Source organism: Kribbella sp. NPDC050124, from assembly GCF_044460355.1.
GTDB lineage: Bacteria > Actinomycetota > Actinomycetes > Propionibacteriales > Kribbellaceae > Kribbella.
This window is the reverse complement of sequence record NZ_JBITJU010000001.1, coordinates 731,596-754,128: the sequence shown is the minus strand read 5'-3', so window position 1 is coordinate 754,128 and position 22,533 is coordinate 731,596. Positions and strand designations below refer to the sequence as shown.

Here is a 22,533-nt window from a genome sequence, read left to right as displayed (position 1 = left end):
GGGGTCGGGCTCAGCGAGCTAGGGCTTGGACTGCTCGGCTTGGGGAGGGTTTGCCTAGTTGGGTCGCCATCCAGGTGCTGGTTTGGACCAGTTGCTCCAGGTCTACGCCGGTTTGGATGCCGAGGCCGTCCAGTTGCCAGAGGAGGTCTTCGGTGGCGAGGTTGCCGGTGGCGCTTTCGGCGTACGGGCAGCCGCCGAGGCCGCCGGCTGAGCTGTCGACGGTGGTGACGCCTTCGCGCAGGGCGGTGAGGGTGTTGGCGAGCGCCTGGCCGTAGGTGTCGTGGAAGTGGACGGCCAGCTTGTCCACACCGACCCCGGCAGCAGCGAACGCGGCGAGCAGCGCGGTCACCTGACCTGGGGTCGCGACGCCGATCGTGTCGCCCAGGGAGAGCTCGTGGCAGCCGAGGTCGACCAGACGCGCGCCGACCTTCACCACCTGGTCGATCGGTACGTCGCCCTCCCACGGGTCGCCGTAACACATCGACACGTACCCGCGCACCGCCAGCCCTTCGGCCAGCGCCCGCTGGATCGTCGGTGTGAACATCGCGAACTGCTCGTCCAGCGTCGAGTTCAGGTTCTTCGCGGCGAACGTCTCGGTGGCACTCGCGAAGATCGCGATCTCCCGGACGTTCGCGGCCAGCGCGCGGTCCAGCCCGCGTTCGTTCGGCACCAGGACCGGCGCCCGGACGGCGTCCGGCAGATGCAGCGCCTCCAGGAGCTCAGCGGCGTCGGCGAGCTGGGGAACCCACTTCGGGTGCACGAAACTGGTCGTCTCGACCGTGGTCAGGCCGGCGTCGACCAGCCGGCGGATGAACTCGGCCTTGACCGCGACGTCGACGATCGCCGACTCGTTCTGCAGGCCGTCCCGCGGGCCGACCTCGTAGATCGTGACCCGGTCGGGCAGTCCGTCCGTTCGCACCAGTTGCGGCTTCCGCATGTGTGTCGCCTCCGTCGCGTCGATGGGTCGAGCCGGGGAGGGGTCTCCTCCACAATGGCTCGTGATGACAACTCTGGCTGACATTCTGCGCGGCATCGAACGCGGCGTCTTCCCCGCCCCGGACCTCGGCGTCACCGTCGTACCGGCGCCCTCGCCGCGCGAAGCCGCCGTGGTCGCGCTCACCGGGCACATCGTGATCGCCGCGGACGTCGACCCGGCGTGGGTCGCCGAGCGGGTCCCGCCGGGCGACCTGTCGGCGCCGACCAACCCGCCGTTCCTCTCGGCGCTTGAGGAAGCGACCGGCCGCCGGGTGAACGGAATCGACGGGATGTTGCTGGTGCCGGCGCTGACCGACCGCGCCGGACGTGACGCCGCGATCGCCGGGCTGACCGAGCTCACCGACCACGAGCACCCACGCGTCGAGCGGGCGCGGCGGTACCGGGACGACGTTCGGGTGTACGTCGACGCGTACGGCGGACTCGTGCTCACGGGCCGCGGGTTGGCGGGCCGGTTCGAGTGCGCGATCGAGGTCCCCGAAGGCGCTCGGGGCAAGGGGCACGGCCGGCGGCTGGCCCGGGCCGCCCGCGCGCTGGTCCCAGCAGACGCGCACATCTGGGCCCAGGTGACGCCCGGCAACGCCGCGTCGTTCCGCACCTTCCTCGCTGCCGGCTACCAACTCGTCGGCTCCGAAGCCCTGCTGGTCGACTGACGGCCCGAAGCCCCGCGGATCCAACAAAGTTGCTTCCGGCATCTAGTTGCGGAGACACCATCCACAGCTGTGGACAACCCTGAGGATAGTTGCCTCTAGCTCCGAACTCGACGGTGGTAGGTGTGGGGTTCGCCGGCGTAGTGGTTGCCGCGGTAGAGGCCGTGGATGATCTCGGCCTCGTAGCCGTCGAGCTCAGGCATGCCGAGCTCGCGAGCGATCTCGAGCTCGCCGCGGGCGTCGTACGGGACGCGGACGAACTGGATCGAGAACGGGGCCGGATCACGGGTGTCCGGGACGCCTTCGAGGATGACGTAGACCGGGGTTGGGTCGTCGAGACTGTTGCCGACCGAGCCGATGTTGAACAAAGTGCGGTGGAGGTCGACCTCGTAGAACGGGTCGTGGGTGTCGGCGTACCCAACGACCGTCGGGATCGGGCCGTCGCCGGTGGCCTCGGTGTTCTCGAACATGCCGAGGTACTCCGCTTCGTCGTGGTCGAACCGCACCCGCCGGTGCACACTCGTCGACGACGCATGGAACAGCCGGATCTGCCGCCCGCTGAACAGGAAGTCGTGGCAGAACGGCAGGCCGCGCAGCCACGTCCACTGATCCTCGCGCAGCTCCTTCTTCCACCAGCGCAACGCTTCGCTGTCGTGCTCGCGGTCGGGGTTCGGCAGGAAGTCGTCCCAGTTGCCGAGGATGTTCACCTCACACACCTGCCGGCACCGATCGACCACCTCCTGACCGCGTGGCCCCTTCCCGACGTAGTCACCCAGGTTGAAGATGCGCTCGATCCCCCGCCCCTTGATATCCGCCAGCACCGCCTCCAACGCGGTCAAATTCCCATGCACATCCGAGATCAACGCGATCCTCTGCAGCCCCACATCCGCCATGCCGCCATCCTCTCCCACGCCTCCGACACCCTGAGCGCGGCTGCCACTGGCGGGTTGTTTGACCGCTGCTGTGTTGCAACCCGCCAGTGGCGCAGCAGACCGTCATCGGCCGCGCGCGGCCGGGTCGCTGTGCTAGCGGCTGCCCGAAGGGCCGGCTGGTTCTGGGGTGCGTCCGTGGGCAGCGGCTGTGGGTTTGGAGCGAGGGGTACGGCGTGCGATCGGCCCGAAGGATGCGGTTGGTGTCACGGAGCCGCCTCCTGACTCGCCGGCTGAATGCGCTGCGGCGCCGGCGACTCCACCGGCGACCTTGCGTGCACCGTTGACCACCGCTCCGGCGGCGACCAATCCTGCGCTCGCGGCAGCCCCGACGCCGACGGCTCCCGACGCGCCACCACCACCGCCACCGCCGCCGGACCCACCGCCCGACCCGCCGCCGCCTGAGCTGCTGGATCCACGGCCCATGAACGACCGGCCGACGTTCAGGGCGCCGGTAGCCACGCCGCCCGGGTCCGCGACCGAACTGCCCATCCCGGCACTGCCACCGGCGACCGCAGCAGTCACCGGGACCATGAAGCGGAGGAGGGCAGGCAACGCGAAGATCGCGAGGAACAGCATCATCAGCCCGGTCGTGGTCTGCACGAAACTGTTGGAGGACTGGCCCACCCCGACCTCGTTCATCTTGATCGCGGCCGCGTAGATCAGTGCGGCGGCCGGCTTGTACGCGATGAACGCCAAGGCCCAAGCGCAGTACTTCTTGAACCAGGTCCGGCCCACCTCGGTGTTGGTTGCTGCGGCGGCGAGCGGGAACGTCCCGGCCAGCAGAATCAGCATGGCCGAACGGATGACCATCAGCACGACCTGGATCAGCGCCGCCATGATCACCGCCACTCCCGCGAACATCATGATCAGACTCGCCGCGTGGTCGCCGCTCAGCATGCCGAGGCTTCCTTGCATCACCAGCGCGCCGAGTGCGCTCGACAACGTGGTCTGATCCGGATGTGCCGAGCGGATGATGCTCAAGGACACCTCGTCCGACCACTCGACCAGTAGCTGCATCGTCGCCGTACCCGCGGCGCTCACGGCGACGAAGGTCAACACTGCCTTCAGCAGGTCCTGGAGCGGTTGGGCTCGCTGCTCCCAGGCGAGCCGCATGCCCGCGATCAGTACGGCGAGGGTGAAAACGGCAGCGGAGATCCACAGGACGTTGCCCTGCAGGAAGTCCACCATCACGCTGTTGTGCGGGGACCCGTCTCCCGCGCCCACCACCAGAGTCGGACTGGGCTCCTTGATCCAGAACGTCGCGATGGCGTCGATGCCCTCCATCGCGGACTTGCCGATACTCGCGCTGATCTGCTGGAGGGCGTTGTTGGTTGCGGCCTGGAAGCCGTCGGTGATGTGGCACGTGACGTCAGTGGGTCCACACATCAGACACCGGTCCAGCGGACGAAGTCGGAGAGGTCTTGGTGTTGGGCGAAGGGGGTGCCTACGGGTTCGCCGGGTGGGGGTGGTTGGAGGCGCCAGTCGTTGTCGTGCCAGACGAGGGTGAGGGTGAGGCTCATGTACGCCGACTCGACGGGGATCGCGAGCATGATCGTGGCTCGGTGCTGGTTGGCGTCGAGGACGCGGTAGCCGGCGAGTTGGCTGGCGGTGGAGTTCGTGGATGGCTTCTCGGTGCTGAGCTCGTGGATCAACGCTTGGGTGTCGGGGCCGGGGAGCATGAGTTTGCGGACGGTCGGGATGGACTGGCGTTGGTCGGCGAGGGCGGCGACGACGTTGTAGGCGGCGAAGACGGCGCCGGTCGGGGAATGCGCGAAGCAGCGGCGGAAGCCGTCGGAGTCGGTCTTTGCCGGGCCGGCTGTGGTTGAGCGGGGTACGACGACGCGGCGGCTGACGTCCCAGCCGTCGACGGCCGGCGGCTTGAGCGGGATCGCCTGATCACCGGCCGGAAGCACGCAGCCGGAGCCGAGTTGGTTGGCGGGTGCTGCGGGCCGGCTAGGCGCAACAGGCTGAGCAACCGAACCAGGATCCGTCTGAGCGGCTGAGGTGGACTGGACCGGGTTGGGTGTGGCTGCGGGGTTCGTCGTACTGCGGGTGCTGGAGATCAGCAGGAGGGCGCCGCAGAGGAGGACTGCGGCGACGACTATGCAGGCGGCGATGAAGCCGCGGCCGTACGGTGATTTCTCGTTCATCGCGCTCCCCGATCCGGTGGTGAAACCTCGCGGAACAAGGCTGGCAAAAATCGGCCGATCGCCGCGGAAGTTATCCACAGGCAGCGGGGTTACGCTCGGCGTCATTGCGGTTGTGGGTCGATCTGTAGCCGAAGGGTCACCCCGTGTAGCGAAGTGACCTAGTCAGCTAATAGAGTCCGCGCATGACCATCGCGCCTTCGCTTTGCTCGCCCCTAGCGCTCGCCGATGCAGAACCCACTCGCGCCGCCGAACCCTGGGAAAGCGACGTGATCACCGCGTACGGCCTGCTGCGTGAAGCAGCGGCCGAGCTCGATCACCTGATGCGCCATTCCCTCAAGCGCAGTGGTCTGCAAATGGCAATGTTCGAACTGTTGCTGCGGCTGGCCCGCAGCCACGGAGAGAAGCAGCGTCTCACGTCCCTCGCCCGGGAGCTGACCGTCACCACCGGCGGCATCACCCGGCTGGTCGACCGCGCCGAGAACCTCGGTCTGGTACGCCGGGAGCCCTGTCCCGACGATGCCCGCGGTTCGTTCGCCGTCCTCACCGAGGAGGGGAAGCGGCGGCTGCGCGAAGCACTGCCGGACCACCTCCTGGAGATCGACAGCCTGTGGATGTCGCAGCTGTCCGACGAGCGGGACGTCGTGCTCGGCAAGCTTCGCCGGGTCCGCGACAACGCTCGCCGCTGGCCGAACGGCCGGCCGAACCTGGGGCCGATCACTCCCGACCGGATCTGAACCACCCGACAACTGAACACCAACTGAATTGCATTACCCGCGACTAACGGATGGGGCGCTCGACTGGTGTCGGGCGCCCCGTCGCGTAATCGTTGAGAGGTGAACCAAGGCGACCAGGGGACCACGCGCAGCCGAACCACAGATCGCGGGTACGACGCGGTCGGCCAGCCGCACGGTCTCGACCCCGATGACGGCGCGCGCGGGGATGGCGCCGGCCCGAGCGCTGGTTGGTGGCGGGGCGCTGTCGGTGGCGTGCTGGCCGCCCTCGCCGGCCTGGCAGTGGGGAGTGTGGTTGCAGGGTTGCTCGGGACGCGGCTGACGCCAGTCGTGGCGATCGGGTCCGCGTTCATCGACCGGGTGCCGCCGTGGTTGAAGGACCTCGCGATCGCGTGGTTCGGGACCAACGACAAGACCGCGCTCCGCGTCGGCATCCTGGGCGTCCTGCTGGTCCTTGCCGCGTTCGCCGGCGTTCTGGCGGTACGGCGCTACTGGGCCGGCGCACTCGTCACCGTCGTACTCGTCGGCCTGGCAGTCGTCGCGGCCGCGACCCGACCGGACAGCGGGCAGACCGGATTCGTGCCGTCGATGGTCGCCGGCATCACCGCCCTGTTCGTCCTCAGACTGTTCTCCCGACGACTCGAACCACTGCTCGACGCACCCGACGACAGCGTCAGTCGCCGCGGCTTCCTGCAGTTGTCGGCCGGCGTAGCGATCGGCTCCGCCGCGATCGGCGCCCTCGGGCGGGTCCTGGGCGGCAACCGCGCCGCCGTCGCCGAAGCCCGCGAGGGCCTCAACCTTCCGAAGCCACCCACCCTGGATGCGCCGGCTGGCGTCCAGGCCGACGGCGCGACGTCGTGGGTCACCTCGAACGCGGACTTCTACCGCATCGACACCGCCCTCTCGGTGCCGCAGATCCTGCCGTCGGACTGGAAGCTGCGGATCCACGGCATGGTCGACCGCGAATTGGAACTGACCTTCGACGACCTACTCAGGCGCCAGGTCGTGCACAAGTGGGTCACCCTCACGTGTGTGAGCAACGAGGTCGGCGGCGACCTGATCGGCAACGCGCTGTGGTCCGGCGTACTCCTCAAGGACCTGCTGCAGGAGGCCGGGCCGGCCAAGGACGCCGACGCAATCCAGTCGATGTCGAAAGACGGGTTCACCGCCGGCACACCGCTCAGCACGCTGCTCGACGACCGGCAGTCGATGCTCGCGTTCGCGATGAACGGTGAGCCGTTGCCGGTCGAGCACGGCTTCCCGGTGCGGATCGTCGTACCCGGGCTGTACGGGTACGTGTCGGCGACCAAGTGGCTGACGGATATCGAGGTGACCCGGTTCGACCGGTTCGAGGCGTACTGGACGCCACGCGGGTGGTCGGAGCTCGGGCCGATCAAGTTGTCGTCGCGGATCGACGTACCGCGGTCGAAGGCGGAACCGGGTCAGGTCACCGTCGCCGGAGTGGCCTGGGACCAGCACGTCGGGGTGTCGAAGGTCGAGGTCCGCGTCGATGGGGGCCCATGGCAACAAGCGACGCTGGCGGCGGACGCGTCGATCGACACCTGGCGGCAGTGGCACTGGAGCTGGGACGCGCCGCGCGGCAACCATGTCCTGCAGGTACGGGCGTTCGACGCCAAGGGCAACCCGCAGGTCGAGGCGTCCGCACCACCGGCGCCGAACGGCTCGACGGGCCTCCACACGGTCGACGTGAAGATCGGCTAACCCCTCGGCTAACGCGTCACGGCCTCGAGGACCACCGGCAGGAACGTCTGCTCGAGCGAGCCGGCCGGGACCTTGCGAGGCTCCAGCAGGCTCTGTGACCGGGCTCCCTCGTGCAGCGCGATCACCAGCCGGACGAACTGCTCCGGCGGCACGCTGAACTCCAGCCCATTGGTCTCCGCGATCTCCTCGACCAGGTGGGTCAGCCGGGACCGGAACGCCTCCCGCTGCTCGTTCAGCGCCCGCGCGGCATCCGGGCTGCGCAGCGCGTGCAGCGTGAACTCGGTGGAGATGAGATGCCACCGCCGCTGGTCCGGCGCGGCTTCGTCGAGCAGTCCGAGTACGGCGTCGAGCAGCGTCACCGGCTCGTTCGCGAGCTCGGGGAGGAGCGCGCTGATCTGCTCGATCAGGCGGTCCGTGGTGGCCTGGAACAGCGCGATGACCAACTCGTCCTTGGAGCCGAAGTTGGAGTAGAACGCGCCGCGGGTGAACCCGGCGCGGTCGCAGATGTCCTCCACCGACGCGCCGTGGAATCCACGCTCGGCGAAGACCTCGAGGGCGCCTTCGAGCAGGCGGGCCCGGGTGTTGGTACGGCGGCGCTTGGGCGGTTCCATGACCATAGGATACAGTTCTGTATTGAATACACAACCGTATTGAACGGGGAGCATGGATGGAGCTCGAGGCCACCGGGATCAGCGTGCGCGGCCCGCACGCGCAGATGCTCGACGCCACGTCGGTGAAGGTCGCTGACCACCAGTTGGTGCTGCTGTCGGGCTACCCGGGCCCTGGTCACGTTGCCGCCTCGCTGGGGCTCTCCGGTCGGCTGAAGCCCGACACAGGGCAGGTGCGGCTGGACGGCAAGGCGGACGCCGGACTGCTTCGTCGGCAGATCGCTGTGGTCGACGCACCCGGCATCACCGAGCCCGACGACGCACTGCCCGTGCAGACGGTCGTCGGTGAGGAATTGGCGATCGCCGGGCGCAAGGCTGGTCGCAGGGCAGTGCTGGACTGGCTGGACGAGCATGACGCGGCTGAGCACGCCGGCAAGCGGTTCGAGCACCTCCCGGTCGGTGCCCGGACCAGACTGCTCGCCGAGCTCACGGTGGCGCGGCCTGACGTGCAGGTCGTCATCCTGACCATGCCGGACCGGCACGGCGGCGATCCACACGACTGGTACGCCGTCGGCCGCGACCTGGCGTCCCGCGGGTACGGCGTGATCATCACCTGTGCGGACGCGTCGGCCCGGCTGCTCGCCGTACCGGCTGCTCAGCTCGGCTCGACGGACCAGCCGGAGCCGGTCCAGATCGAGGCGCTCGACCCCATCGCACCACTTGTAGAGGAGACCCACGCGTGACCGCGGTTCGGATGGCACTGAGTGAGCTGCGGCGGCTGACCGCAGGCCGGTTGCCGAAGCTGGCGGTGGTCGCCTTGCTGCTCGTGCCATTGCTGTACGGCGGCCTCTACCTCTACGCCAACCACGATCCCTACGGCCGACTCGACAAGGTCCCGACTGCGGTCGTGGTGGAGGACGCGGGTACGACGCTCGCCACCGGAGAGAAGCTGGACGTCGGGCCGCAGGTGGCCGACGAGCTGGTGAAGTCCAAGAGCTTCGACTGGCATCAGGTCGACCGTGCCGACGCGACCGCTGGGGTGTCCGACGGCACGTACGAGTTCGCCCTGGTGCTGCCGAAGTCGTTCTCCGCGGACCTCGCTTCCAGCGCCGAGTTCACGCCGCGGCAAGCCAATCTCGAGCTGCTCACCAACGACGCCAACAACTACATCGCGCACACCATCGCCAACCAGGTCGTCGCGCAGGTCACCAAGACCGTCGCGTCGCAGGCGAGCGAGACCGCGGCAAGCAAACTGCTGGCCGGCTACGGCACGATCCACACGCAGGTCAGCCAGGCAGCGGCTGGCGCGGCGCAACTGCAGAGCGCGCTGACTACTGCTGCCACTGGCGCCGGCAAGCTGCAGACCGGTTCGACCCAGCTCAACACCGCACAGAAGCAGCTCTCCGCCGGTGCGACCAAGCTGGCGACCGGCACCGCGCAGGCGTCTCAAGGCGCCATCGAGCTGGCCGCCGGCGCCAACAAGCTCGACAATGGCCTGGGCACGCTCAAGCGGAAGACGGCGACGCTGCCCAAGCAGACCAAGGCGCTCGCCACTGGTGCCGACCAGGTCGCCGACGGCAACGAGCAGGTCGCCACCGCCGGCCGCCAGGTAGCGACTGCGTCCAGCACGCTCGTGAAGGACCTGGGCACTCTGGACGGCAGTCTGGCCGCTCGCCTCAAGGCCAAGGGATTCACCCAGACCCAGATCAACCAGGTGCTCACGGAGACGGCCAACCTGCGCGCTCCCGTCGTACGTGCGAACACGAAGATTCAGACGACGTCGAAGCAGCTCAACACGCTCGCGACCGGTGCCCGCAAGGTCTCCAACGGCGCTGCTGCTCTGGCCAAGGCGACCCCGGCACTGACCAGTGGCATCAGTACGGCGGCAAGTGGAGCGCACCAACTGGACACGGGAGCGGGGCAACTCAAGACCGGTCTCGCCAGCCTGCAGACTGGTGCGCAGCAGCTCGCGGCCGGTGAGAAGCAGGCAGTGGTCGGGCAGGGGCAGTTGCTGACCGGCGTGAACGGCATGGCGACCGGAGTCACTCAGCTGAAGACCGGTGCGACCCAGCTGAACACCGGACTGGCCAACGGCGTCAAGCAGATCCCCAACCCGTCCGCCGACCAGCGCAAGGCGGTCGCGGAAACGCTTGGTGCGCCAGTGACCCTGCAGAACGTCTCGCAGGCCACGGCCGACAGCTACGGCGCCGGACTGGCCCCGTTCTTCCTCTGCCTGGCCTGCTGGATCGGGGCGTACGTGCTGTTCCTGCTGGTCCGGCCGTTGTCACCACGTGCGCTGGCTGCACTCCAGTCGCCGTTCCGGGTCGCCCTTGGCGGGTGGCTGCCGCCGGCGCTGTTCGGGGCGGTCCAGGCGACGCTGGTGTTCGCCGCAGTGACACTCGGACTCGGGATCGACGCGGCACACCCGTGGCTGACGGTCGGTTTCCTGATCCTGACGTCGTTCACGTTCGTCGCGATCCTGCACGCGCTGTCGGCGTGGTTCGGCGCCGTCGGCAAGTTCCTTGGCCTGGTGCTGATGGTGATCCAGCTGGTCAGCGCGGGCGGCACGTTCCCGTGGCAGACGATCCCCGAGCCGCTGTACTTCTTCCACCACGCGCTCCCGATGAGCTACGCGATCGACGGCGTACGGCACCTGATGTACGGCGGTCCCGGCGCATCGCTCGGCCGCGACCTCCTGGTCCTCGCCAGCTGGCTCCTCGCCGCCCTCGCCGCCTCCACCCTGGCAGCCCGCAACCAACGCATCTGGCCCGCCAAGAAACTCCAACCGGAACTGGCGCTCTAGGCGTTGATGAAAGCGGCGGTTTCGGTAAGGAGGTAGTTGGTGGTGGGTTGGTCGAAGAAGGTGATGAGGGCTTCGTAGGCGCCGGACTCGGCGGCGGAGGGGTCGACGATGTAGCCGTAGTACCCGTCCGTGTAGCCGACGACTCGGGTGATCGGGTGCGTGCTGTCGGCCTGCAGGCAGGCGCCGTGCAGGGCGAACAGCTCGACCGGCAGGTTGACCCAGCAAACCTCGCCCAGCGTCACCACACTGATCGGCAACTCCAGCGACTCTGGCAACGATGCCGTAGCCATCAGCACCTGGCCGCGTGCCCCGTCCAGCCGCGTCTGCGCGATCCGCATCGACGGATGGTCGGCGCCACCGCGGACGGCACTCTCCGCCGCCGCGACGGTGACTGCCGCTTCCTCTGCCGGCGGCACCCGCCGGACCGGAAGGTCGATCGTCGTACGGCGGATGGCCGGCGCCGACTGCGGTAGCTCCAGTCCAGGACCAGCGAGCGCCTCACGGACACGTGCAGCGAGCAGACCGCCCAGACGGGCGACCTCCTCGGCACCGCGACCCCGCCGCGTGAACCGTGGACTGACATCGCCCGCGGCGCCCTGCAGATAGCCGACCACTGCAGGAGCAAGGGCGGCGCGGGCAGCTCCCGGCCAGTCTGCCGACCACCGCAGGTTCTCCGGGCCGTAAGTCGTCGGGTGGCAGGCGAAGTCGAGCAGCAACGCCTCCAGCGATCCCTCCAGCGAGTGCAGGGCCAGCACCCCGGCGGTGTTGTCGTGCGGACCGTTCTTGCGGTGCCGGTTCGCGCCGACGCCGATCACCTCGACCGAACGCCACGACGCCGTGACCGGTCGGCGTGGCAGTGATGCGTTGGCGACTGCTGCGACCAGGGGCTCGTACAGGGCGGGCTCGCGCTCCGCCGGGATGACCGGGTGGATCTCACCGGTCCACCCCGACGGACCGGAGTGCGTGTGGGAGGCAGACACCACGACGCGCCGTGCCGGGATGCCGGCGGCGGACGCAGCTGCTGCGGACAGCTCGGCGACGAGGCCCCTGCCGACCGCGATGGCGTCCAGACTCAGCCAGAGCACGCCGGGGTCGTCCGCCGTACTGAGCCAGATCAGGGTGGCGCGCAGTGGGTCCGCGGCTCCTGTCGCCGTGGCGGTACGGGCGGCATAGCCGTCCAGCCGGTGGCCAGGCGGTGGCGTGACGTCCAGAGAGGTCGCGGCCAGGAGGAGTTTGCTCACTTACCTACACGCTCCAGCGGTCGTGCCGGTGAAATCTTTCCGGTCCAGTCAAGATAGCCCGCAAGGGCAGAAGGAATCGAGGGGTGTCTCCAGGATCGAACGGTCAGGGGTCAGTTCGAGTAGACCACTTCGGCGGTACGGCGCTCGCGAGGTGGGCGGTGATGTGGGTGGGGTTGGTGATCGCGGAGCCGACTACGACGGCATGCGCACCGGCGTCGAAGACGGCGCGCACGTCTTCGGGTGTCCTGATCCTGCCCTCGGCGACGACGGGGCAATCCACCGCGGCGGCAAGTCGTCGGACCAAGTCGACGTCAGGTCCGGTCGGCGTACTGCCGGCGGTGTACCCGGACAGCGTGGTCGCGATCAGGTCGGCGCCGGCTCGATATGCCGCGAGGCCGGCCTCGAAGGTGTCCACGTCGGCCAGGATTGGTACACCCAGCTCGGCGTGAATGCGATCGAGCTGACTGCGCAGCGTCTGCCCGTCCGGGCGTGGTCGGAGCGTCGCATCCAGCGCGACCAGGTCGGCGCCGGCCGCCACGACACCGGCCGCGGCCTCGAACGTCGGGGTGATGAACACGCCCGACGGGTCGCCGACCTTGTGGATGCCGATGATCGGCAACGCCGTCACGGCCCGGATCGCGGCGACGTGCTCGGGACCGTTCGCACGGATCGCACCCGCTCCGCCCAACTCGGCCGCGCGCGCCATCAAGGCCATCAGTTCCGCGGAGTCGAACGGGTCTCCCGGGATGGACTGGCACGACACGACCAGACTGCCGGGCGGCAGCCTTGGCGCCGTCACGAGCGGTGGGCGACGATGAGGTCGGCGTACGGGCCAGGCGGACTGGTCGCCAAGCGCTCGGCGCCGTCGAGCGAGGTGCCGGCGGCAGGCACGAGCTGCGCACGGCTAGGCACGGCTGCACGCACCGGACCGAGCAGTTGCTCGCCCGCACCGGCGAACAGCCCGCCGACACAAGCCACTGGGACCTCACCGAGTCCTGCAAGCGTTGCGACGGCAGCATCGATCGTCTCAGCGATGTCCCGTGCGGCCCGTACGACGAGGTCCGTCGCGACCGGGTCGCCTTCGGCAGCACAACGCAGTACCTCTGGAGCGAACCGGGCGACGTCGTCCACCAACGTGGCGGACCTGTAGAGCGTCGCCGGCTCCAGCGTGGTGTCCGCAAGCTTGGTGGTCGGCCCACGACCGTCCCGGGCCCGCTGTACGGCGACCAGCCCGGCGCGACCGATTGCGAAGGCACTCCCGGCGTCGCCGAACAGGTACCCGTGGCCGTCGACCTTGTGCCAGGAGCCGTCCCGGTCGACGGCCAGGCAGACCAGTCCGGTGCCGGCGGCAACCACTACGCCATACCCATCGACCAGTGCACCTGCGTGCGCCGTCACCATGTCCTGTGTCAGCCGCACCTCATCAGCGTCCAGCAGCTCAGCTACCTGCGCGGCAAGCCCCTCCGCGACCTCACGTACGGGCGGGAACCCGGTCAGCCCCAGCGCGACGACGTCCACCGGTCCAGCAAGGTCTGCAGCGGCTGCGGCGGTCCGGATTGCCTCCAGCAACCGCGGGATGCTGTCCGGCCCGTGCACGTAGCCCGGCCCGGTGCCGACCTGCCCGGTGGGGAGCACCCGCAGTCTGAGGGCGGACTGCCCACCGTCGATGGCAACGCTCGTCATACCGGTCTTCCTCTTGGCCTGTTGTCGCGCCCTACTCTGACCCGAACCCGCCACCCAGGTAAAGAACCTCGTTTAGACCACTAGGCCACGGCCTAAGGCTCGATGTTGGACATGACGTGCTTGATCCTCGTGTAGTCCTCGAGGCCGTACATGGAGAGGTCTTTGCCGTAGCCGGAGTGTTTGAAGCCGCCGTGCGGCATCTCGGCGACGATCGGGATATGGGTGTTGATCCAGACGCAGCCGAAGTCGAGGCGGCGGGCCATGCGCAGCGCGCGACCGTGGTCGCGGGTGAATACCGACGAGGCCAGGCCGTACTCGACGCCGTTGGCCCAGCGCAGCGCCTCGTCCTCGTCGGTGAACTGCTGGACGGTGACGACCGGCCCGAAGATCTCCTGCTGGATCGCCTCGTCGTCCTGGCGCAGTCCGGAGACCACAGTCGGCGCGTAGAAGTAGCCGCGGTCGCCGAGCGCCTGCCCGCCGGTGCGGAGGCTCGCGTGGTCGGGCAGCCGGTCGATGAAGCCGCTCACCCGGCTGAGCTGGTTGGCGTTGTTCAGGGCGCCGTACGTGACGTCCGGATCGTCGGGTTGCCCGGTCTTGATGTCGCGTGCCAGGTCGGAGATGGCGTCGACGAAGTCGTCGTGGATGCGCGGTCCGGCCAGCACGCGGGTCGCCGCGGTGCAGTCCTGGCCGGCGTTGAAGTAGCCCGCGTCCGCGATCGCCTGAGCGGCCTTCTCCAGGTCGGCGTCGTCGAAGACCACGACCGGAGCCTTGCCGCCCAACTCCAGATGCGTGCGCTTCAGCTGCCGGGACGCGGCGGACGCGACCTCCATCCCGGCGCGGACCGATCCGGTGATCGCGACCAACTGCGGGATCTTGTGATCCACCAGGGCTCTACCGGTGTCCCGGTCGCCGCAGACGACGTTGAACACACCCGGCGGCAGGAATTCGCCGCACACCTCGGCCAGCAGCGCGGTGGACGCCGGAGTGGTGTCACTCGGCTTCAGGACGACGGTGTTGCCGGCGGCGAGCGCCGGCGCGATTTTCCAGATCGCCATCATCAGCGGGTAGTTCCACGGCGTGACCTGCCCGACGACGCCGATCGGCTCCCGCCGGATCCACGAGGTGTGCCCGGCCAGGTACTCACCGGCCGACCGGCCCTCCAGCACCCGGGCTGCGCCGGCGAAGAAGCGCAACTGGTCGACGCACGGCGGCACCTCGTCGCTCGCGGTCAGCGACAGCGGCTTGCCCGTGTTCCGGCTCTCCACCTGCACGAACTCGTCGGCGCGCTGCTCCATCGCGTCGGCGATCTTCAGCAGCGCCAACTGCCGCTCGGCCGGCGTGGTGTCCCGCCAGCTCTCGAAGGCGCGGGCCGCCGCGGTCATCGCCTGATCGACGTCCTCGGGCCCGGACAGTGGCGCCTGCGTGTAGACCGCACCGGTCGCCGGCTCGATGACGTCGTACGTCGCCCCGCTGAGCGCACCCACCGACTTGCCGTCCACGAAGTTCCTGAGCTCAGCCATGTCAGTCCCCATCTCGTCGATCGAAGACGCAGACGCCTTCGACGTAGGTCGCCCGTACCCGGGCCTCGGCAATCTCCGCGACCGGCCCGGCGAACGGATCCCGGTCGAGAACGGCCAGGTCCGCCAGCGCGCCGGCCTGGATCCGTCCGGTGTCGTCCTCGTGGTTCAGCCACGCGCTCCCCGAGGTGTACGCCGCCAACGCGGTCGCCAGTTCCAGCGCCTGCTCGGGCAGGAACGGGTCCGCGTCACCAGGCGAGCTCCGGTTCACCGCGACATGTACGGCGGCCAGCGGATCCGGACTCGACACCGGCCAGTCCGAACCGGCCGCGAGCCGGGCTCCCGACCGGGCCAGGTCGCCGAACGGGTACTGCCAGCCGGACCGCTCCGGGCCGAGGAACGGAATCGTGAGATCGACCATCTGCGGATCCCGGACCGCCCACAACGCCTGCAGGTTCGCAGTGATCCCGAGCTCGGCGAACCGGGCGATGTCGTCGGGATGCACCACCTGGAGGTGGGCGATGTGGTGCCGCAGGTCGCGGTCGCCGTTCTGGGTCAGTGCCGCCTCGAACGCGTCCAGAGCCTCCCGGACCGCGCGGTCCCCGATCGCGTGCACGTGGACCTGGAAGCCTTCGGCGTCGAGCTTGGTGATGTTGTCCCGCAGCTCGATCGGATCCACGAACGACAGGCCGGCGTTGGCGGTCCGGCAACCACAGCCGTCGTGGTACGGCTCGAGCATGGGGGCGGTGAAGTTCTCGGCGACACCGTCCTGCATGATCTTGACGCTGCCGGCGCGGAATCGTTGGCTGTGCAGGGCATGTCGCCGTACCACCAGGTCCGGGATCTGCTCGGGACCACGGTCCCGCTGCCACCACAGGGCGCCGACGACACGTGCGGTCAGTTGACCGGTCACCGCTAGCTCGGCGTACGCCGGTCCTGGGTCGCTCATGTTGGCGTAGTCGCCGACGATCGCGTCCTGCCAGCCGGTGATGCCGAGCGAGTGCAGGTACGCCTGCGCGTCGGTCAGCGCGTCGACGAGCTCTTGGTGAGTCGTGGGTGGGACGAGGCGGCCGACGAGGTCCATCGCGCCCTCGTGCAGGGTGCCGGTCGGCGCGCCGTCGGGTCCGCGTTCGATCCGTCCGTCGGGCGGGTCGGGGGTGCGGGCGTCGATGCCGGCGAGTTTGATTGCATGTGTGTTGACCCAGGCGCCGTGGTGGTCCGCGTTCACCAGGAAGGCCGGGCGGTCCGGGACCACGGTGTCGAGATCGGCCGCGGCGGGCGCTCCGTTGGTGAAGTCCGGCTGGTGCCAGCCGCCGCCGAGGATCCACGGGACGTCCGGGTGACTTCCGGCGTACGTCGAGAGCGTCGAGAGGTACGACGGGAGCCCCGACGCCGGCGAGAGGTCGCAGCGGGCGCGTTCGAGGCCGCCCTGGACCGGGTGGACGTGCGCGTCGACGAAGCCGGGCAGCAGCAGACCGCCTTCGAGGTCGACCACGTCGGTCTCCGGGCCGATCAGCCTCCTGAGGTCCGGTCCGACCGCGACGATCCGGCCGGAACGAACGCCGACCGACAGCCCGGGCCGGTGCCGATGACCGTCGAAGACTGCGCCGTTGACGAATACCGTGTCCACCCGACCACCTCCCTGGACTGCGGATTCCGCATCAGATCACCCAGGCGACCACTGACATCGACACCATATCGGGTTGTTCGGCACGAAATCACTTGCCAGTGCGCGTTGCGGGAGGCACGATATGGGAACGGCAAAATCTCGAGACGAAGGGACCCACATGCCGTCCGACATGCTCGACGACGCCGGCTTCGCCCACCTGCAGCAGTCGGCGCGCGACCACCTGTGGATGCACTTCACCAGGTTGTCGAGCTACCAGCAGGCCGACGTACCGGTGATCGTCCGGGGCGACGGAGTGCATGTGTACGACGCCCGCGGCAAGCGGTACCTGGACGGTCTGGCCGGGCTCTTCGTCAGCCAGCTGGGTCACGGCCGCACCGAGCTCGCCGAGGCAGCAGCCAAGCAGGCCGCGGAGCTGGCGTTCTTCCCGCTCTGGTCCTACGCCCACCCGAAGTCGATCGAGCTGGCCGAGCGCATCGCCGGCTACGCGCCCGGCGACCTGAACCGGGTCTTCTTCACCAGTGGCGGCGGCGAGGCGGTCGAGTCCGCCTGGAAGCTGGCCAAGCAGTACTTCAAGCTCACCGGCAAACCCGGTAAGCACAAGGTCATCAGCCGCGCGATCGCCTACCACGGCACCCCACACGGCGCGCTGTCGATCACCGGACTACCGGAGCTGAAGGCGCCGTTCGAGCCGCTGGTGCCGAGCACGTTCCGGGTCCCGAACACCAACATCTACCGCGCCCCGATCCACGGCGACGACCCGGCCGCGTTCGGCCGCTGGGCCGCCGACCAGATCGCGGTCGCCATCGAGAACGAGGGCCCCGGCACCGTCGCCGCCGTCTTCCTCGAGCCGGTCCAGAACGCCGGCGGCTGCTTCCCGCCGCCGCCCGGCTACTTCGACCGGGTCCGCGAGATCTGCGACGAGTACGACGTACTGCTCGTCAGCGACGAGGTGATCTGCGCCTTCGGCCGGCTCGGCCACATGTTCGGCGCCGAACGCTACGGCTACCAGCCCGACATCATCACCTGCGCGAAGGGCCTGACCTCCGGCTACGCACCGCTCGGCGCGATGATCGCGACCGACCGGCTGGCCGAGCCGTTCCTGCACGGCGACACCACGTTCGCCCATGGCTACACCTTCGGTGGCCACCCCGTATCCGCCGCGGTCGCGCTGACCAATTTGGACATCTTCGAGCGCGAAGGCATCAACGAGCACGTCCGGGTCCGGGAGGGGGAGTTCCGGGCGACGCTCGAGAAGCTGCTCGATTTGCCCTTGGTCGGCGACGTCCGCGGCGACGGGTTCTTCTACGGCATCGAACTGGTCAAGGACAGGGCGACCAAGGAGACCTTCGACGACGAGGAGTCCGAACGCCTGCTCCGCGGCTTCCTCTCCAAGGCCCTCTTCGACGCCGGTCTCTACTGCCGAGCCGACGACCGCGGCGACCCCGTCATCCAACTCTCCCCACCCCTGATCTGCGACACCCCCCACTTCACCGAAATGGAACAAATCCTCCGCACCGTCCTCACCAAAGCCGAATCCCAGCTGTAGATGCCGCGTGGATTGCGACGTCCAGGCCATCACATTCCGCTGTCGGCGGCCGGTGTCGCGCTCGGGATCGGCGCCGGTGGGTGATTGTGATGGCGTGGCGGTCCGCTTTAGCCGGCTCGCCGACCGGGCCGCGGTTAGAAGTCGAGGCCGAGGCCTAGGCGGTCTAGGGTGCGGAGCCAGAGGTTTCGGTGGCCGGCGTTGGTGTCGGCGCGGGACATGGAGTGGCGGGTCAGGTGGATGGCGGCTGCTCGGAGGGGTTCGGGTGGGAAGGGGAGGGGGCGTTCGCGGACCATGCGGAGGTGGGTGCGTTCGGTGGTTTCCGCGTATAGGAGGTCGAGCATGACGTCGGCGCCGAAGCGGGTGGCGGCTACGCCGAGGCCGGTGTAGCCGAGGGCGTAGCTGACGCGGCCGCCAAGCGCGGTGCCGAAGAAGGCGCAGAAGCGGGTGCTGGTGTCGATGACGCCGCCCCAACGGTGGGTGAAGCGGAGGCCCTCCAACTGGGGGAAGGTCTCGAAGAAGTGCTGGGCGAGCAGGAGGTGGATGTCGTCGCGTTGTTCGAGGGCGGGGTTGATGCGGCTGCCGTAGTAGTACAGGGGAATGTAGCCACCCCACAGGATGCGGTCGTCGCGGGTGAGGCGGTAGTAGTGGAAGAGGTTGGACGCGTCGCCGACCCCCTGACGCCGTTGCCAGCCGATGGTAGCGAGCTGAGCAGGCGAGAGCGGTTCGGTCACGAGCACGAGGTCGTAGACGGGCACCGTGTAGAGCCGCAGTCGTCGAAGCAGCGAAGGAAACGCGTTGGTGGCCACCGCGATCCGGTCCGCCCGGACCGAACCCATTGCCGTCGACAACAATCCGGACCGCAACTGACGCACACGCGTGTTCTCGTAGATGCGTACGCCGAGCTCCAGGCAGGCCTCACGCAACCCCCAGGCCAGCCGCGCCGGCTCGACCAGCGCCGTGCCCGACGCATCCCAAAGACCACCCAAGTAGGTAGGTGAGTTCACCTCGGCCCGTACGGCGTCCTGGTCCAGCAACGTCACGCCGCCACGCACAGCCGCTTCCGAAGCAAGTTCCTCCAGGTGGTGCGGCGCGGTGGCGACTGTGAGTTCCCCGGTACGGCGCCAGTCGCAGTCGATCCCGAGTCGCGCGATGGTCTCGCCGATCGCCTCCAGGTTCTCCCGGCCGACTCGTTCGAGGACGGGCAACTCCTCCGGCCAACGGGCCAACCCGTTCGCGAACCCGTGGGTCAGACTGGCATCGCAGAACCCGCCGTTGCGTCCACTGGCCGCGGACCCGCAGGTGTACGCCTCGAGCAGCACGATGTCGAGATCCGGATAGCGTTCCTTGGCCCGGAGCGCCGTCCACAGACCGGTGTAACCGCCCCCCACCACAGCCAGGTCTGCGGTCTCGGCACCGGCAAGCGGAGGCAGCGGCGATGGGGCGGCCTTGTCGTCGAGCCAGAAGACCAGTGGTTCTGCCTCGCTGAGGGCCGACGTCATCCGGTCCTTCGCCGGCGGGCCAGTTCGCCACCGAGGACGAGGACGAGGGCCAGCACGAACATCGCCGTACCGACGACGTTGATCTGCGGTGGGAGGTCGCGCTGCGCCGACCCCCAGACGTACATCGGGAACGTCACCGTGGTGCCGGCGTTCAGGTTGGTGATGATGAAGTCGTCGAAGGACAGCGAGAAGCTGAGCAGCGCGGCGGCCAGGATGCCGGGGAAGACCCCCGGGAACGTGATCCGCCAGAACGTCTGCCACTCGTTCGCGTAGAGGTCCATCGCGGCCTGTTCCAGCCGGGCGTCCATCCCGGTCAGCCGCGCCTTCACGGTCACCACCACGAAGGACAGGCAGAACATCACGTGCGCGATCAGGATCGTCCAGAACCCGAGCTGCCCGCCGAACCCGCCGGACACGAACAGCGCGAGCAGCGACGCGCCGAGCACGATCTCCGGCGAGGCCATCGGCAGGAAGATGAACAGGTTCGTCGCGGACCGGCCGCGGAACCGGTGCCGCACCATCGCGAACGCCATCAGCGTGCCCAGCGCGGTGGCGATGACGGTGGCCAGCAGGCCGATCCGCAGGCTGGCGCTGACCGCTTCGCACAGCCCGAGCGGCTCGCACGGGTTCAGCCAGTTGTCCCAGGTGAAGCCGTCGAACGTGTACGACAGCTTGTTCTCCGGCGCGTTGAACGACATCAGGATCACGACGGCGATCGGCGCGAACAGGTACAGCAGGACGAGCACCGCGATCACCATGATCAGGTGGCGTCCGACGAACCGGCCGGCTCTGGTCATACCAGCTCCTCCGTTCCGGCGCGCCGGATGTAGAAGAGCACGAGTACGACGATCGCGGCCATCAGCGTCACCGACAACGCGGCGGCGGTCGGGTAGGCACCGGCGGCGAACAGGCGCTGGATGTCGTTGCCGATCATCCGCTGCTTCGGTGTACCGAGCAGCTGAGCGTTGATGTAGTCACCCGCCGCCGGGATGAAGGTCAGCAGGGTCCCGGCGACCACCCCAGGCATCGACAGCGGCAGCGTGACCGTGCGGAAGGTCGTGAACGGCCCCGCGAACAGGTCGCCGCCGGCCTCGATCAAGCGGCGGTCGATCCGTTCCAGGCTGGCGTACAGCGGCAGCACCATGAACGGCAGGAAGTTGTACGTCAGCCCGGTGATCACAGCCGTGGTTGTCGCCAGCAACCGCCCGTCCGGGCCAAGGATGTGGATCATCTGCAGGAAGTCGACCACGAACCCGTTGTCGCTGAGCAGCAGCTTCCAGGACAGCGTCCGGATCAGGAAGCTGGTGAAGAACGGCGCGATCACCAGCGCCAGCATCAGGTTCTTCCACCGGCCGGACTTGAGCGCGATCGCGTACGCCAGCGGGTAGCCGATCAGCAGGCAGAACGCCGTGGTGAGCAGCGCGTACCAGAGCGACCGGGCGAACGGGCGGGCGTAGTCGGCCATCGCGTCGACGAAGTTCTGCCAGTGCCAGGTCATCGCGAACCCGGTCTCGATCGAGCCGTTCGGGTCGTACAGGCTCGCGGCCGAGAGCGACACCAGCGGTACGGCGAAGAACAGCAGCAACCAGAGTCCGCCCGGAAGCAGCAGCAGGTACGCCGTCAGCCGCCGGCCGGACCGCTGCGGCTTGGTCGCCGGAGTCGGCGCGGTCGCCCCCAACTGACCGACCGCGCTCACCCCGCACCGCCCGAGTCGTCGAGGTCCTCGACTCCCGCGAGTGCATCCTGCCTGGCGTCCAGCACGAAGGTGTGCGAAGGCTGCCAGTGCAAGTCCACCTGGTCTCCGACCGCGAGCGCCTCCCGCGCCCCGGTGTTCTGCTCGAAGACCGTCAGCTCCTGGTCCCAGGGCAGGCGGGTCAGGTACTGCGTGCTCACGCCGACGTAGCTGACATCAGTTACGATCCCTCCGCGCAACTGGTTCTCGCCGTTGCTCTGCTCCGTACCTGCCGGGGCCAGGAACACTTTCTCCGGCCGGATCCCCATCCAGACCTCACCCTCGGTCACCCGGCACCGCGGCAGCGGCACGGTCACCTTGCGACCGTGCACGTCGAGCACCAGATTGCCGTTGGACTGACCGATGATCGTGGCCCGGATCAGGTTCGACTGACCGAGGAAGTTCGCCACGAACGTGGTCGCGGGCAGGTCGTACAGCTCGGCCGGCGTGCCGAGCTGCTCGATCAGGCCGCCGTTCATCACCGCGATCGTGTCGGCCATCGTCATGGCCTCTTCCTGGTCGTGCGTGACGTGCACGAAGGTGATGCCGACCTCGGTCTGGATCCGCTTCAGCTCGAGCTGCATCTGCCGGCGAAGTTTGAGGTCGAGCGCACCGAGCGGTTCGTCCAGCAGCAGCACCTGCGGCCGGTTGATGAGGGCCCGGGCCAGCGCGACTCGTTGCTGCTGGCCACCGGACAGCTGCGCCGGTTTGCGCTTGCCGTAGTCACCGAGCTCGACCAGCTCGAGCATCTGCTCGACCTGCGGTTTGACGTCCTTGACGCCGCGGCGGCGCAGCCCGAAGGCGACGTTCTCGAAGATGCTCAGGTGCGGGAACAGCGCATAGTTCTGGAACACCGTGTTTACCGGCCGTTTGTACGCGCGCAGCCCGGTGATGTCCTGCTGTCCCAGCTGGATGGTGCCGGTGGTCGGTTCCTCCAGGCCGGCGATCATCCGCAGGGTTGTGGTCTTGCCGCAGCCGGACGGTCCGAGCAGCGCGAAGAACGCGCCGGACGGGACGGTCAGCTCGACATGGTCGACGGCTCGCTGAGCGCCGTACTGCTTGCTGATTGCGGTGAGAACGAGATCACTGGTCATGA

At 68.7% G+C, this 22,533-nt stretch carries 20 protein-coding genes; 6 read left to right on the top strand and 14 right to left on the bottom strand.

Translation table 11 applies throughout. The features are described from left to right. Nucleotides 1-10: 10 nt before the first annotated feature. Nucleotides 11-937, bottom strand: coding sequence for a hydroxymethylglutaryl-CoA lyase (locus ACIBL3_RS03750; protein WP_396351616.1), 927 nt, complete (start codon nucleotides 935-937; stop codon nucleotides 11-13). A 64-nt stretch (nucleotides 938-1,001) separates the two neighbouring features. On the opposite strand from ACIBL3_RS03750, the gene ACIBL3_RS03745 reads away from it, so the two are divergent. Continuing rightward, the gene (locus tag ACIBL3_RS03745) at nucleotides 1,002-1,646 is read left to right on the top strand and encodes a GNAT family N-acetyltransferase (RefSeq protein WP_396351615.1); all 645 of its coding nucleotides are present in this window, start codon (nucleotides 1,002-1,004) and stop codon (nucleotides 1,644-1,646) included. 95 nt (nucleotides 1,647-1,741) lie between these two features. Here ACIBL3_RS03745 and ACIBL3_RS03740 read toward each other — a convergent pair whose 3' ends face one another. The 3 genes from ACIBL3_RS03740 to ACIBL3_RS03730 all read right to left on the bottom strand — a co-directional run bounded on the left by ACIBL3_RS03740 (nucleotide 1,742) and on the right by ACIBL3_RS03730 (nucleotide 4,725). Continuing rightward, nucleotides 1,742-2,536: a metallophosphoesterase family protein gene (locus ACIBL3_RS03740; RefSeq protein WP_396351614.1), complete on the bottom strand. Its 795-nt coding sequence runs from the start codon at nucleotides 2,534-2,536 to the stop codon at nucleotides 1,742-1,744. A 132-nt stretch (nucleotides 2,537-2,668) separates the two neighbouring features. Continuing rightward, the gene (locus ACIBL3_RS03735) at nucleotides 2,669-3,961 is read right to left on the bottom strand and encodes a hypothetical protein (protein ID WP_396351613.1); all 1,293 of its coding nucleotides are present in this window, start codon (nucleotides 3,959-3,961) and stop codon (nucleotides 2,669-2,671) included. After that, nucleotides 3,961-4,725: a hypothetical protein gene (locus ACIBL3_RS03730; RefSeq protein ID WP_396351612.1), complete on the bottom strand. Its 765-nt coding sequence runs from the start codon at nucleotides 4,723-4,725 to the stop codon at nucleotides 3,961-3,963. The genes ACIBL3_RS03735 and ACIBL3_RS03730 overlap by 1 nt, the downstream gene beginning before the upstream one ends. A 182-nt stretch (nucleotides 4,726-4,907) precedes the next feature. Between ACIBL3_RS03730 and ACIBL3_RS03725 the strand changes: the two genes are divergently transcribed. Together ACIBL3_RS03725 and ACIBL3_RS03720 are read left to right on the top strand one after the other, a co-directional pair. Beyond that, on the top strand, nucleotides 4,908-5,459 hold the full coding sequence (locus tag ACIBL3_RS03725; protein WP_396351611.1) for a MarR family winged helix-turn-helix transcriptional regulator: 552 nt from the start codon (nucleotides 4,908-4,910) through the stop codon (nucleotides 5,457-5,459). A gap of 99 nt (nucleotides 5,460-5,558) precedes the next feature. Continuing rightward, nucleotides 5,559-7,178: a molybdopterin-dependent oxidoreductase gene (locus ACIBL3_RS03720; protein WP_396351610.1), complete on the top strand. Its 1,620-nt coding sequence runs from the start codon at nucleotides 5,559-5,561 to the stop codon at nucleotides 7,176-7,178. Between the two features lie 8 nt (nucleotides 7,179-7,186). Here ACIBL3_RS03720 and ACIBL3_RS03715 read toward each other — a convergent pair whose 3' ends face one another. Next, nucleotides 7,187-7,789 (bottom strand): TetR/AcrR family transcriptional regulator, encoded by a 603-nt coding sequence (locus ACIBL3_RS03715; protein ID WP_396351609.1) that lies wholly within the window; start codon nucleotides 7,787-7,789, stop codon nucleotides 7,187-7,189. Between the two features lie 56 nt (nucleotides 7,790-7,845). On the opposite strand from ACIBL3_RS03715, the gene ACIBL3_RS03710 reads away from it, so the two are divergent. Together ACIBL3_RS03710 and ACIBL3_RS03705 are read left to right on the top strand one after the other, a co-directional pair. Further along, the gene (locus ACIBL3_RS03710; protein WP_396351608.1) at nucleotides 7,846-8,529 is read left to right on the top strand and encodes a hypothetical protein; all 684 of its coding nucleotides are present in this window, start codon (nucleotides 7,846-7,848) and stop codon (nucleotides 8,527-8,529) included. Further along, entirely contained in the window at nucleotides 8,526-10,589 is a 2,064-nt protein-coding gene (locus ACIBL3_RS03705) for a YhgE/Pip family protein (RefSeq protein WP_396351607.1), read from the top strand. The genes ACIBL3_RS03710 and ACIBL3_RS03705 overlap by 4 nt, the downstream gene beginning before the upstream one ends. Here ACIBL3_RS03705 and ACIBL3_RS03700 read toward each other — a convergent pair. From ACIBL3_RS03700 to ACIBL3_RS03680, 5 genes are all read right to left on the bottom strand, one after another. Continuing rightward, nucleotides 10,586-11,830: a hypothetical protein gene (locus ACIBL3_RS03700; protein ID WP_396351606.1), complete on the bottom strand. Its 1,245-nt coding sequence runs from the start codon at nucleotides 11,828-11,830 to the stop codon at nucleotides 10,586-10,588. The genes ACIBL3_RS03705 and ACIBL3_RS03700 overlap by 4 nt on opposite strands. Before the next feature lie 103 nt (nucleotides 11,831-11,933). Beyond that, nucleotides 11,934-12,629, bottom strand: a complete 696-nt coding sequence (locus tag ACIBL3_RS03695) for an N-acetylmannosamine-6-phosphate 2-epimerase (RefSeq protein WP_396351605.1) — start codon at nucleotides 12,627-12,629, stop codon at nucleotides 11,934-11,936. Continuing rightward, nucleotides 12,626-13,513: an N-acetylglucosamine kinase gene (locus ACIBL3_RS03690; protein WP_396351604.1), complete on the bottom strand. Its 888-nt coding sequence runs from the start codon at nucleotides 13,511-13,513 to the stop codon at nucleotides 12,626-12,628. Before ACIBL3_RS03690 ends, ACIBL3_RS03695 begins: the two co-directional genes overlap by 4 nt. Before the next feature lie 92 nt (nucleotides 13,514-13,605). Beyond that, nucleotides 13,606-15,033, bottom strand: a complete 1,428-nt coding sequence (locus ACIBL3_RS03685) for a gamma-aminobutyraldehyde dehydrogenase (RefSeq protein WP_396351603.1) — start codon at nucleotides 15,031-15,033, stop codon at nucleotides 13,606-13,608. A 1-nt stretch (nucleotide 15,034) separates the two neighbouring features. Next, nucleotides 15,035-16,660: an amidohydrolase gene (locus ACIBL3_RS03680; RefSeq protein WP_396351602.1), complete on the bottom strand. Its 1,626-nt coding sequence runs from the start codon at nucleotides 16,658-16,660 to the stop codon at nucleotides 15,035-15,037. A gap of 157 nt (nucleotides 16,661-16,817) precedes the next feature. Between ACIBL3_RS03680 and ACIBL3_RS03675 the strand changes: the two genes are divergently transcribed. Continuing rightward, complete coding sequence (locus ACIBL3_RS03675) at nucleotides 16,818-18,206, top strand: aspartate aminotransferase family protein (RefSeq protein WP_396351601.1); 1,389 nt, start codon at nucleotides 16,818-16,820, stop codon at nucleotides 18,204-18,206. 134 nt (nucleotides 18,207-18,340) lie between these two features. Here ACIBL3_RS03675 and ACIBL3_RS03670 read toward each other — a convergent pair whose 3' ends face one another. Genes ACIBL3_RS03670 through ACIBL3_RS03655 form a run of 4 tightly spaced genes read right to left on the bottom strand, consistent with a single transcriptional unit; the run spans nucleotide 18,341 to nucleotide 22,531 of the window. Next, a complete protein-coding gene (locus tag ACIBL3_RS03670; protein ID WP_396351600.1) occupies nucleotides 18,341-19,705 on the bottom strand; it encodes an NAD(P)/FAD-dependent oxidoreductase in 1,365 nt (454 codons plus the stop codon). Then, nucleotides 19,702-20,502, bottom strand: a complete 801-nt coding sequence (locus tag ACIBL3_RS03665; RefSeq protein WP_396351599.1) for an ABC transporter permease — start codon at nucleotides 20,500-20,502, stop codon at nucleotides 19,702-19,704. The genes ACIBL3_RS03670 and ACIBL3_RS03665 overlap by 4 nt, the downstream gene beginning before the upstream one ends. Further along, on the bottom strand, nucleotides 20,499-21,401 hold the full coding sequence (locus ACIBL3_RS03660) for an ABC transporter permease (protein ID WP_396351598.1): 903 nt from the start codon (nucleotides 21,399-21,401) through the stop codon (nucleotides 20,499-20,501). The genes ACIBL3_RS03665 and ACIBL3_RS03660 overlap by 4 nt, the downstream gene beginning before the upstream one ends. Next, nucleotides 21,398-22,531, bottom strand: a complete 1,134-nt coding sequence (locus ACIBL3_RS03655) for an ABC transporter ATP-binding protein (protein ID WP_396351596.1) — start codon at nucleotides 22,529-22,531, stop codon at nucleotides 21,398-21,400. The genes ACIBL3_RS03660 and ACIBL3_RS03655 overlap by 4 nt, the downstream gene beginning before the upstream one ends. Nucleotides 22,532-22,533 lie beyond the last annotated feature (2 nt).